The organism is Limosilactobacillus pulli (assembly GCF_947381555.1).
GTDB lineage: Bacteria > Bacillota > Bacilli > Lactobacillales > Lactobacillaceae > Limosilactobacillus > Limosilactobacillus pulli.
Window position 1 is genome coordinate 22,185 of the sequence record NZ_CANCWQ010000013.1, and the last position, 12,435, is coordinate 34,619.

A 12,435-nucleotide genomic window follows, 5' to 3' on the forward strand; every position below is an offset into this window, starting at 1 on the left:
CATCTCAGCTGCCTCCTTAAAACTTAGTATGCTGTTAGAATAGCATTAGAAAATGATTTATGCAACTAATTTTATTAAAATTGCCAAAAATCAGTGACGAATCTGGCCATTGCCAATAATCTGATACTTAATCGTCGTCAACTGATCCAATCCCATTGGGCCTCTGGCATGCAGTTTTTGCGTACTGATACCGATCTCAGCGCCAAAGCCAAACTGACCACCGTCCGTAAAGCGCGTAGATGCATTAACATAAACACAGGCCGAATTAATCTGGTTTAAGAAGGCCTGCCCTCGCTCTAAGTCATCGGTAATGATGGCTTCGGAATGGTGAGTGCTGTGCGCATTGATATGCTTAACCGCGTCATCAAATGAATCTACGACCTTGACTGCCATAATCAGATCATTGTATTCAGTATCCCAGTCTTCTTTGGTAGCTGGCTGCATGTCAGAAACAATCGCGCAGGCCCGCTCATCGCCACGCAGCTGAACGCCATGTGCCTGCAGACTCTTGGCTAATACCGGCAGATAGGCATCAGCAACGTCTTGGTGAATCAATAGTTTTTCGGCCGCATTGCAGACAGATGGCCGCTGGACCTTGGCATTAACCACGATTGCCTGGGCCATTTCCAGCCGCGCATCTTTGTCAACGTAGATATGGCAGTTGCCCGCCCCGGTTTCGATCACCGGTACCGTTGCCGTCTTGACCACGCGTTGAATCAAGCCACGACCACCACGCGGAATCAAGACGTCTAAGTAGTCGTTTAGATACATCAGCTCACCGGCCGTCTCATGACTGGTATCAGTGATTAATTGGACGCTGTCTTTAGGCAGGTCTTGATCTTCCAGTGACTGCCGCAAAATGTTGGCCAAAGCGGCATTGGTGTGCAGGGCCTCCTTGCCACCACGCAAAATCACGGCATTGCCGCTCTTAAAAGTCAGTGCGGCTGCATCAACCGTAACGTTTGGTCGCGCCTCAAAAATAATGCCAATTACACCCAGTGGCACGCGCTTTTGCAAGATCTGCAGACCATCTGCCGTGTACCAGCCCTTATCGATTCTAGCAATCGGATCTGGCAGCTGGGCAACCGTCTTTAAGCCATTGGCCATATCATCAATACGGCTTTCATTGATCAACAGCCGGTCGGTAAACTTCTTTGGCATGGCGACGGCATTTTCCATATCGATCCGATTGGCCGCAATAATCTTGTCTTTGTTGTTCAGCAATGCTTGGGCCATCTGCAAAAGGGCCTGGTTCTTGGTGGCTGTGTCCAAGAGCATCAGTTTTTGTTCGGCTGCCTGGGCCCGCTGCCCCATTTTAATCAAAGTCGCGTTCATTTAAAATTCCTCCTTGTTGGCTGATAATGGCTTGATCATGTTGCGGCCAAAGTGCGTGCCAATTGGTTCACCATTGACCACCTTTAAGATGATGCGTGGATCTTGACCGTTGCAAAGCACCATTTGCCGATCCGCGTCTAAAATGGTCTCAGCTGCTCTAAGCTTGGTAACCATGCCGCCGGTCCCAAAACGCGTCGATGAACCCGTGGCACTCAGCCTGATTTCTGGTGTCAATTCAGTCACATTGTCAATCAAGCGGGCATCGTCATTTTTATGCGGATCCTTGTCAAATAAACCATCAATATCGGACAAAACAATCAAGAGATCCGCACCAATCCGTGTTGCCACCAGTGCCGACAATTCATCGTTGTCACTAAAAGTTGTGTGGTGATCCAATTCGTCAACACTGACAGGGTCATTTTCATTAATGATGGGCACGATTTTTTGCTGCAGCAGTGCCTCAATCGTATTCAACACATTGGTACGGTTGAGCGGATACTCCAGATTGTCGCGCGTCAGCAATAACTGTGCAATACGGGTCTGATAGTCCAAAAAGCGCTGTGAATAGATGCGCATCAATTCAACCTGTCCCAGTGATGCTAATGCCTGCTGCTCGGCAATGGCTGATGGCCGCTTGGTTTTGTTTAAGCTGGCCAAACCTGCCCCCATGGCCCCCGAAGATACCAAGACCACCTGATAGCCAGCGTTGTTTAGTGCCGACAGTGAATAAGCCAAGCGATCAATTGAAGGCAGATTGATGCGACCGTTTTTCATTACCAGACTGCTGGTCCCCACCTTGACAACCAGCCGGCGAATCGTTTTTGCTCCCATATTTTCACCTCATTATGAATAAGACAAAAAGCACGCCCTTAATCGAGACACCAGTGACGGCGGTACCATTCTCGTTTAAAGACGTGCTTTACCCTTTTAAAAGATTATTTTCGATGTAGCTATTCGCGACAGGGCTTCGGATACTAGCTCGCCTTTTCAGCTGCCGGCGATTCTCTGAACGATCCTTAATTGATTCGCGATGATATTGATTGAACTATAAAATGTTTTTAAAAAAAAGTCAAGCTGACAGCTTAGTAAATTGCCGAGTGCACGACCCGCTCAATGTCGTCTACGATCTGTTCTGGCGTTAGATGATACCATTCGTACAGCACCTCTAGCGGCACGTTATCGGCAAACTCGCGGGGTGCACCAAAGTTTAAGACCTTCATGTTGGTTGGTCCATAGTAGCGATCGATCGTTTCGCCAAAGCCACCGCTCAAATTGCCATCCTCAATCGTAACGACGATATCATGATCTTCTTGCAGATAGTGCAGATCGCGCTGATCAATGCTGGTAACGGACTTGGGGTTGATCAAGGTAGCATCGATATTAAGCTTTTCCTTTAGCTGACGGCAAACTTCTTCACCCAGCTTCCAAAAACCGCCCACGGCCATGATGGCAACCTCGCTGCCGTGGTGCGCAATATCGTAGTCGATTGCCGCATAGTTATCCTGCGTTGGCGTGCCATGCAAAAGCTCATGTTCCGGCTGACGAATAACAACCGGCGTATCGTTTTGCTTTAGTGCCCAACGCAGCATTGAGATCATTTCCTCAACATTGGTTGGCGCCAGGTATTCGATATTTGGCAGACTGCTAATGTAGGAAATATCAAACGTACCCTGATGCGTAGCCGAACCTGATGAGATCGTGCCACCACGAACGATCATGACGATTGGGTAGTCGTTTAAGGCTACGTCATGTACTAATTGATCATAGGCCCGCTGCAAGAACGTACTGCTTTCAAACAGCACTGGCCGCGCCCCGCCAGCTGCCATGGCAACAGCAGTCGTTACGGAATCTGGTTCGGCAATGCCCACGTCAAAATAGCGATCAGCATGCGTAGCCTTAAAACGTTCCAGATCAAACATACCTGGAATAGCAGCATTAATGGCAACAACCGGCTTACCGGACTCAACTTGAGCATTGAGCTCATCAATCACCGCCGCACTATAGCTTTCTTTTGGCGACTGGTGCTTGCTTTTTCCCGTTTCAAGATCGAATGGTGCGCGCCAGTGGTATTCTTTTTGGTTATCAATGGCTGGCTGATAGCCCTTGCCTTTTTGCGTATTAACGTGCAAGACGATTGGGTGATCGATATTTTTAACCTCTTTAAAGACATCAATCATCGCCTGAAGATCGTTACCATCAGCCACGTAGCGATAGTCTAATCCCATGAACTTAAAGATGTTGTTTGCTGACTGGCCCTGGGTATCACGCAGCTCTTTGAGGCCCTGGTACAGACCACCTTGATCCTCGTCAATCGACATTTGATTGTCATTAACCAAAATGATCAGATTACTCTTGAGCTTGGCTGCATTGTTCAAACCTTCAAACGCCAGCCCGCCAGACAGTGAACCATCGCCAATTACAGCCATGACGTTTTCGTGACTATTGGGATTTACGAGATCGCGGGCCTGGGCCATTCCAACTGCCAGTGCAATTGACGTGGAAGTATGACCAACTTTAAAGAAATCATGTGGACTTTCGCTCGGATCAGTGTAGCCGCTGACGTCTTCATAATGATCTGGATCCAAAAATCCCAGCTTGCGACCCGTGAGCATCTTATGTGCATAGCATTGGTGCGACACGTCCCAGATCACTTTATCGTGTGGGGAGTCGAATACATAATGAAATGCAATCGTCAGCTCCATGACGCCAAGATTGGGACCGACATGCCCACCGACTGCACTGTCGCGTTCAAGTACCAGCTGCCGCATTTCTTTAGCCAGTTCCTTGAGCTGATCCAGGTTCATCGGTTTGATGTCTTGGGGCTCATCGACCTCATTCAGCAGGAAATCCGGATGTTGATTCATTTCTTCCACCTCTCAAATTGTAAACAATCTTCCTAGCTGTATATTCTACACCACTTTAACGAATAAAGAAAACGGTTGATAAAACCTTTAATTTGACGGTTGAGCAAAAGATCCGTAACATTAAATAAATATAGGATTATTCCTAAATTGGGGGAAAGGAATTTGTCAAATCAAGCCATTGAAAAACTATCACCTTTTAAAGAATTGACTGATGAGCAGGCTGAACTGGTTGATGATGTCATCGATTTTGCCAGGAAACATCTCGAACAGGATCATCCCGCCGTCTATACGATTCTGGGTGATGCCGGCACCGGAAAAAGCGTCGTCTTGTCACAGCTGTTTGCTAGAATTCAAAAAGCAGCGCGAATTCAAGCCGACAGTCCTTTTTATGGCACGCATAATTATTTTTTAGTCAATCATCCCGAGGTCTTAAAGGTCTACAAACAGATTGCTGGACCGATCAAGACCTTGTTAAAAAAAGACTATCAGCGGCCGACCACGTTTATCAATCAGCTGGATAAGCGCAATGAAACTTCCGATATCGTTGTAATCGATGAGGCCCATCTATTGTTGAGCAAGCCGGATCACTATAACAATTTTTATCATGAAAATCAGCTGGTGGAGATCATCAAACGCGCCAAAGTCGTAATTTTGGTTTTTGATCCCTATCAAGTGCTGCGCATGAAGAGCTTTTGGACGCTGGATCGCTTAAATGAGCTGGTTGCCCCTTATCCACACCAAAGCTATCGGCTCAAGCACCAGTTTCGGATGACGGCTTCTGATGAATTGATCGACTGGTTCAATAATCTGACTGATGGTCAAATCAAGCCACTACCCAAAAACGCCCGTGAGCATTACGACTTCCGAATTTTTGACGATGCCGAACTGATGCGCCAGACCATCGCCAAGCGCAATCAAGAAGTTGGTCTTTCACGCATTCTTTCCACATCCGGCTACCCTTCCACGCTTGATGGCGGCAAGCACTATATCACCGAGGGCCGCTTTAAGATGCCATGGGATCAGTATAATTTTACTGCCACGCCCTGGGCTGAATTGCCAGAAACAATTGACGAGGTCGGATCGATTTACACTTGTCAGGGATTTGACCTCAACTATGCCGGGATCATCATTGGACCGGTAATCAGTCAAAAACCAGACACCAATCAGCTGCAGGTCAATCTGGATCGTTTTACCGATACCGAAGCCTTTAAAAAACGCGCTGACCTGACCGATCCTGATCAGATCATCTATTATGAAAAGCGCATGATTCTCAATGCCCTAAACGTAATCTTAAAACGGGGCGTCAAAGGAACCTATCTATACGCCCATGACCCGCTGCTGCGCAAGACGCTGGTCATGTTAGATCAACAATTAAATGCGGAATAATCATAGAAAGAAGGTGACTCCATGGCCCCCAAAAAACTGCACCTCAACAGCCGCTTATTAGGCATTTTGGCCGGTATTTTAGCAGTTATCGTCTTGATTAAGGTGGGTTTTGACTATTGGCCAGAAATCAAGCTCTTAATGCACCCAACCCATCAGCACCGCGTTATGTTAACCAAGATGATTCGCGATCACGGCACCAAGGACTTTTTGCTGTTGACGCTGGTGATTGCCCTGTTCAATGCGATCCCTGGCATGTCGATTGCGGCGGTCTGCATTCTGGCGGGAGCCTGCTATGGACCATGGATCGGCCTTTTAATCAGTTGGAGCGGCAACATCTTAGGCAATCTGGCTGTTGCTTCTTTATTTGGTCATATGCATCTGTCGCAAAAATTCAAGAAGCATCAACTGCTGCAAAGACTGCTTAATCAACCACATCCACGGCTGGGCCTAATCATTGGTTATATGATCCCTGCGATTCCCAATGCGTTAGTAAACTATTCAGGTATCCGATTGAAAATCTCATTAACGCAGATGCTGCCTTTGATCGCACTAGGAATGCTGCCATGCTCATTTATCTATGCATTTGGCGGTAATGCCATCTTAAGTGAGGATCTCAGCCAGCTGCTGATCTTTGCCGGTTTAATCCTAATTTTGGCAATTGTTTCAATTATTGCCCATCGTCATCGCCAGCATATCAGCTATCAATCGAAGACCAAAGAGCTAAGCGAATAAACACGGAAATGCGACCCAGCGTCCATTCCCGCTTTCTTTTTGCCAAATTATCTTAAATTAAGGAGTTTTTTATGAGTTCGCAATCAAAACGGACCATCTGGATTTTGTTGGTCTGTCAGTTTCTAATCTGTCTTGGCATGAGTCTGATCTTCCCCGTCATGCCATTTATCAAAAAAGAGTATAATTTTTCGGCCTTTGAAATGGGATTGATGTCTTCGTTATTTGCCTTGGTCCAATTCATCGGCTCCCCCATCGTCGGGCGCATCTCTGATAAAATTGGGCGTAAGCCGCTGATTGTCTGGGGACTATTGATTTTCGGCCTGGCCGAGTTTGTTTTTGCCATGGCTGGTCACCTTTTCTGGTTCAATCTTTCACGGGCCTTTGACGGATTGTCAGCTGCCATGGTCGTGCCAACTTCAATGGCACTGGCTGCTGATCTGACCTCACTGAAAGACCGGGCTAAGGTAATCGGCTGGCTGTCGGCCTCCTTTAGCGGTGGATTGATTCTGGGACCGGGGCTGGGCGGTATTTTAGCCAACTTCGGCTATAAGGTGCCATTTTGGGTTGCCGGCATCCTCGGACTGATCAGTACTCTGGTGGCCTGGTTTTTGCTGCCAAACGACCAAAATGAAGAATTCAAGTCCCATACCGAAGACGTTCAAAAAGAGCTGCAGGACAGCACTTGGACACAGGTTAAGTCACTGCTCAGTCCGGCAATGACGACCGCGTTTCTGATGATTTTTGTCGCAGCGTTTGGCTTGGCCGGTTTTGAAAGCATCTACAGCCTTTATGTCAATGAGGTTCACCAATTCGGTCTGGGCGCGATTGCCACCGTTCTGACGCTAAACGGGATCATCTCTTTGATTCTGCAGGTCTTTTTCTTTGAACGCATGGTAGTCTGGCTAGGCGAGGTCAAGCTGGTCCGCTGGGCATTTTTGCTCAGCGCTATCGGAACGGTCGTCGTCATTTACGATCACTCCCATTGGCAGATCATTGTCGCCACCCTGGTCGTCTTTGAGGCGTTCGACTTACTGCGACCGGCAATCACCACGCTTTTAACCAAGATGAGCCAGCAGAATCAAGGTCTTTTAAACGGCATCAACATGTCGCTGACCAGCGTCGGCAACATCATCGGACCCTTGATCTCAGGGGCGCTTTTGGACATCAACTATCAATATCCATACTGGGTCGTGGTTATCTTCTTGGCCGTTGCCTTTATGATCACCTTTGCCCTAAGCCGTATGATTGCCCGGCATCAATTAAGTTAGTAAAAGGGGCTGAAAATAAAGTCTCAAAACAAAAATGGCTGAAGATTGCGTTACTTAGAACGTTGATCTTCGGCCATTTCTATTATTAAAATTATTTTATTTACGCCCATTAAAGATATTTTGCCAATCATAGGTCACGTTTAATTGGGCGGCCAGTCGCACTGCGTAACCATGATTTGCATCAACTGCTTTGATGGCTGCATCCAACGCCTTAACATTATCGGTCACGATGCCGTCAACGCCCAGCAAGGCCGCCTGCTGCATCGTTTTTTGATCGTCAACCGTCCAGACGCAGATTGGCTGATGATTAAAGTTAAACCAAGCAATCAGCATTGGACTAAGCATTGAATACTCCACGTTCCAGCCCATGTTTTGCCCCGGCCAGCCCAAAACATAAGGCTGAATCGCCATCAGCTTGAGGCGTGGATTCAGGCGATGCAGCTTTTGGGCCGCGTTTAGATCCATCGTGTGCAGCCAGGCATGATTGGCTTGCAGCCGTTTGCCATAGCGTTGACAAAAATGCGGCAGCATCCCGGATGAGTCATTGGGGGTAGTCTTAATTTCAACCAGCAGTTTTTGATGCTGCTGCTGAGCAAAGCTTAAATATTGATCCAAACTAACCAGCTGAGCCTGCTGCCCATTTTCTTTGGCCACCAAATTTTGTAGCTGTTTTAAAATCAACTGGTGCGGCTTGCGATTGACGCCGGTCAACTGATGCAGATTTTCATCATGTACAACCACAAATTTTTGATCGGCAGTTTCGTGAACGTCAATTTCAATATAATCCGGATGCAGACGTTGCGTTTTTCGGGCAGCCGGCAATGTATTTTGAACCCCATCTGCTTGCGTAACGCCCCGATGAGAAATAACCAAGGGTCGATGCCAGGTCATCGGAAGACTCATGATACTGGTTAAAACAACTAAAGCTCCAATCGTCATCCAAATAACCGCTTGACACCAGCGAGTTTTTGAGGGCGTGCTTAATTCACCCGCTTTTTTGATCGGCAGTTGCCATAACACCAGACTGACGATTGCACCTGCCAACAGCCAAAAGCCTGCCAAAAGCATTAGGGAACGAAAGGCAATTGCGACTCCCCAGACCCATTTCCCGGGAAATTTTTTTAATTCCATTAAAATCAGCAATAAAAAGTGATTGATGCTCCAGCCCAGCAGACTAAAAATCAGCAAACTAAAAAATAGGCCTGCCATACTCTTAAAATTGCATTTTGCGACTTTGTTTTCCCGCCAGACTGACTGAAAGGAAATTTGATTGGCTGCCATGGCAATTAAACTGCGCATAGTCAGCAGACCGGCCAGCACGATCAGCAGATAAAGCATTCCGGCCAAAATCAGCAGCCAGGTCTTACGCGTCAAAAAATCCAGCATTAGCCCTGGATAATTTGGATTTCCCCAGCGCAGCGCACAAAATAGTCCCTGACCAAGTGGCATCAGCCATAAAAAATCAAGCAGCACCAGCATCGTCCAGTCGGGCCGCAGCCAAAATGATATTCGATCAAACAGCATTGATAACGAAAAACGACGCTGCCTGATCAACATGATCCCGCGAATTGCAATTCCCCAGATGATGCCAATCCAAACAAGCCATAGATACAGACAGCCAATTCCAGCAATCAAAACGATCGGATGGCTCATCAACAACTCTTTAGCCGTCATTTTAGACACCAATGGCACCTGGCCTTGCTGCATCAACAAGGTCAGTATGGTTTTAAATAAAGGACCAGCGATAATCTGATCAACCAGCACGATTGCCAGTAGAAAACTGCCATAATCCAGCCAATGACGTCCATATTCCATCATGATGGCTTTGTTTTTTTCCATTATCAATTCTCCTCAATTAAGTTCCTAACCATCTTAACCCAGGATGGGGCAAAGTAAAAGGACTCGCTCGCCAGCCGAGTGAGTCCTTGCTTAATTATTGATTAGTCTTATTTATCAGCTTTTAAGCCGCGTTTTTGAGCACTGGCATAAAAGATCCAGGCAACCAGGCCAAAGAAGATTGGTCCAAATACCGTCCAGAATGCCGTTTGATAGTCATGGTCCAAGATTGGCTGCAGGCAGGTAAAGACGATCCCGACTGCTACCACCAGCCAAACAATGACGGAAACCCAGTTGGCCGAACGCTGCGTCTTAAAGAATACAAATGGCCGATCCAGGTCCTTGATTTTCTTAAAGAACGGAAAGGCCCCGACCAAGAACAGATATGGTGCCGAAGTGGCCACATTGGACATATCAGTCAAGATCAAGTAGAACTGTTGGGCTGCTGAACCACCGAAACTGACGGCAAAGATGATTACACAGATGACGATCGCCTGCATCCACATGGCAAAAGCCGGCATATCGTGTTTGTTAAGCTTGGTCATCTTGGCTGGCCACAGATGCGGATCAGAACCCATGATAAATGATTTGATTGGCGAATAGATCATCACAAAAAACGAGCCAATGTAGGCCAGCCACATCGAAAGGCCGGTAAACCGCGTTAAAATATTACCCAGCAGAACTGACGCAGCATGTGACAAGCCCAATGAGCTCCCCAAAACCAGACCTACGTTGTTCATCAGCGCATAAGAGATGTTACCCAGATTAACGTTTTTCTTACCCAGCACGCTTTGCCAGTTGGTGGACATCCCCCACATAAAGATCATCAAGGCATACAGAACCGTAATCACGATCATACCAATCATCAAAGCCTTCGGGAACGTTTTTTCCGGCTGGTCAACCGAATCCATTACGCCCCCCATTGATTCCATCCCGCCATAGGCAAAGACTGCATAGACCATAAACGAAACAACCGCAACGCCGGATTGGAACTGTGGATTTGGCGAGGCGACAAACGAGTGAATCCCCTGAATTGGCTGCATCATAGCGCCATGATTGCAGATCCAGATAATCAGACTGGCCACAATGAAGACGCCGCTTAAAATCATGACAAACGTTCCACCAACGGCCCCTACCTTGGCAATCTTATCAATTCCGCGACTACCCATGTAGGTAACAAAGATAATCCATAAAATTGCCAAAATTCCGACAAATTGCGTCGAGGTGAGGCCAAAGAACGCCCAGCTCTGTGTTTTGTCCGAACCAAAGAACAATGCCGACATTGGAATCCAAACCTTGGCAGCCGTTGAAACCATCCAGACGACCCATGAACAAAGCCAGATGAAAGTTCCGATAAAGGCCATCTTTTCACCGATTGAAACCTTCAGCCATGAATAAATGCCCCCTTTGGCACTTTTTAATGCTGAACCGTATTCGGCAAACATCAAAGACGATGGCAGGAAAAAGAACAACGCTGCCAGAACATACCAAATAATCGAGGCATAGCCCATCTGATCATAAGCAACGGTCGTATTGGCAAAACCAAATACGCACGTGAAAATCATCATGGTCAGATTTACCAGCCCAATTTTCTTTTTATCTTGCTCCATTGCAAAATAACCCCTAACCTAATGAATAATTGCTGCCTAACCCTGTTAAGCTTACGTGCATAATTATACTACTTTTATTTGAGTTTAGGGATTAAAAGCCGAAAATAGGTCTTTATTTTTGTTATCCTTGACAAAACAAACTCTTAAAAGCGAATATTTTTTGTATTTTATACGCTCATCCCCAGCCAGGCCATTATGATTCCGCCAAGTGTGCTGATCATGATGTATTCCCAGCATTGCGCGGTTTTTCCTTCATCAAGCATCACCAGCAGCTCGGTATTAAAGGTTGAAAAAGTTGTATAGCCACCCAGCAGCCCAGTAGTTAAAAAAACGCGCATATTGCCAGATAAAACCAGAATTGATAGCCAGCCCATCAAAAATGACCCTGATAGATTAATGAATAAAGTTGCGATTGGCCAATCCAGTTGCCCCCATTTTTTCCAGGCTATTGTCAAAAGCCAGCGCATTGCCGCTCCTAAACTGGCACCGGCACCAATCATCATCATCTCAATCATTGCCCGTCCTCCGATTTATTTTCATGGCCAGCTTAAAGCCAAGCACTGCCAGCAAAAAGCCGCCCAATAGATTCAATGCCATAAAACCGACCTCGGCTAAAAAAGACTGCTGCAGCAGTTGTACGGACTGTAAAGAAAACGTCCCGAACGTGGTAAACGAACCGACCAGGCCTGTACATAAACCGAGATTCAGCCAGCTGGCCAGATATCTTTTGACGATGGTCCGATAGGTTAAAAAAGCCAGCAGAAAGCTGCCGATTAAATTGACCATAATCGTCCCCCAAAAGCCACCCCATACCTGACTGCAAAGTGATCTTAAACAGCCACCGATAAAGGCAAACAACATTACGCTAAATAAATTTTTGGTCATAGTTGGCCTCCTTAAAAAATATCTTTAATTATAGCGCAGCCCATTTTTCGTGAACTGTTCAAAAATGACTATGAGTTCTATAATTAAACCAGCCAAATAAATTAAAGTGAGGTCTCATCCATGAAAATGCGTCGAATCGATCACGTCGTTATTACCGTCAGTGATCTGGAGCAATCACGTCGCTTCTATCACGAAGTTTTTGATATGCCGGTCATCGATCAGCAAACCAAGCCTGGCGTTGTGACATTAAGATGTGGTCATCAATTGATCCGGCTGCAAAAAGCTGATCGTGATGCCTTGATAGCTAAAAATCCAACGATTGGCAGTGCCGACTTATGTTTGGTCGCCAACGATCCAATCGATGCCATCATCCATCATCTAAAGAGCTATTATGTCGATATCGTTGCCGGTCCCGTTGACCGCCTTGGTTCAGAAGGCCCGATGCAGTCGGTTTATCTGCATGATCCTGATGATAACTTGATTGAGATCGCGGTTTATCAAAACAAATAATTTTTACTT

Annotated in this window: 11 protein-coding genes; 4 read left to right on the forward strand and 7 right to left on the reverse strand. The window is 46.5% G+C overall.

From position 1 onward, the window contains the following. Positions 1-90: 90 nt before the first annotated feature. The 3 genes from QOS03_RS05415 to QOS03_RS05425 form a co-directional block, all read right to left on the reverse strand. Complete coding sequence (locus QOS03_RS05415; protein ID WP_283575617.1) at positions 91-1,335, reverse strand: glutamate-5-semialdehyde dehydrogenase; 1,245 nt, start codon at positions 1,333-1,335, stop codon at positions 91-93. Further along, complete coding sequence (proB, locus tag QOS03_RS05420) at positions 1,336-2,166, reverse strand: glutamate 5-kinase (protein WP_283575618.1); 831 nt, start codon at positions 2,164-2,166, stop codon at positions 1,336-1,338. It abuts the gene before it with no gap. Between the two features lie 251 nt (positions 2,167-2,417). Beyond that, positions 2,418-4,199 (reverse strand): 1-deoxy-D-xylulose-5-phosphate synthase, encoded by a 1,782-nt coding sequence (locus QOS03_RS05425; protein WP_283575619.1) that lies wholly within the window; start codon positions 4,197-4,199, stop codon positions 2,418-2,420. 162 nt (positions 4,200-4,361) lie between these two features. Here QOS03_RS05425 and QOS03_RS05430 point away from each other — a divergent pair, with 162 nt between their 5' ends. The 3 genes from QOS03_RS05430 to QOS03_RS05440 all read left to right on the forward strand — a co-directional run bounded on the left by QOS03_RS05430 (position 4,362) and on the right by QOS03_RS05440 (position 7,585). Then, complete coding sequence (locus QOS03_RS05430; protein ID WP_283575620.1) at positions 4,362-5,585, forward strand: DUF2075 domain-containing protein; 1,224 nt, start codon at positions 4,362-4,364, stop codon at positions 5,583-5,585. Between the two features lie 21 nt (positions 5,586-5,606). After that, complete coding sequence (locus QOS03_RS05435; RefSeq protein ID WP_283575621.1) at positions 5,607-6,317, forward strand: TVP38/TMEM64 family protein; 711 nt, start codon at positions 5,607-5,609, stop codon at positions 6,315-6,317. 71 nt (positions 6,318-6,388) lie between these two features. Beyond that, entirely contained in the window at positions 6,389-7,585 is a 1,197-nt protein-coding gene (locus QOS03_RS05440) for an MFS transporter (RefSeq protein WP_283575622.1), read from the forward strand. 96 nt (positions 7,586-7,681) lie between these two features. On the opposite strand, the gene QOS03_RS05445 is transcribed toward QOS03_RS05440, so the two are convergent. The 4 genes from QOS03_RS05445 to QOS03_RS05460 all read right to left on the reverse strand — a co-directional run bounded on the left by QOS03_RS05445 (position 7,682) and on the right by QOS03_RS05460 (position 11,916). Further along, positions 7,682-9,424, reverse strand: a complete 1,743-nt coding sequence (locus QOS03_RS05445; RefSeq protein ID WP_283575623.1) for a glycerophosphodiester phosphodiesterase — start codon at positions 9,422-9,424, stop codon at positions 7,682-7,684. Between the two features lie 107 nt (positions 9,425-9,531). Further along, positions 9,532-11,031: a glutamate/gamma-aminobutyrate family transporter YjeM gene (yjeM, locus tag QOS03_RS05450; RefSeq protein WP_283575624.1), complete on the reverse strand. Its 1,500-nt coding sequence runs from the start codon at positions 11,029-11,031 to the stop codon at positions 9,532-9,534. A 167-nt stretch (positions 11,032-11,198) separates the two neighbouring features. Next, positions 11,199-11,546, reverse strand: coding sequence for a fluoride efflux transporter CrcB (gene crcB, locus QOS03_RS05455; RefSeq protein WP_283575625.1), 348 nt, complete (start codon positions 11,544-11,546; stop codon positions 11,199-11,201). Next, a complete protein-coding gene (locus QOS03_RS05460; protein ID WP_283575626.1) occupies positions 11,539-11,916 on the reverse strand; it encodes a fluoride efflux transporter FluC in 378 nt (125 codons plus the stop codon). The genes crcB and QOS03_RS05460 overlap by 8 nt, the downstream gene beginning before the upstream one ends. A gap of 120 nt (positions 11,917-12,036) precedes the next feature. Between QOS03_RS05460 and QOS03_RS05465 the strand changes: the two genes are divergently transcribed. Continuing rightward, positions 12,037-12,426: a VOC family protein gene (locus QOS03_RS05465; protein WP_169462372.1), complete on the forward strand. Its 390-nt coding sequence runs from the start codon at positions 12,037-12,039 to the stop codon at positions 12,424-12,426. Positions 12,427-12,435 lie beyond the last annotated feature (9 nt).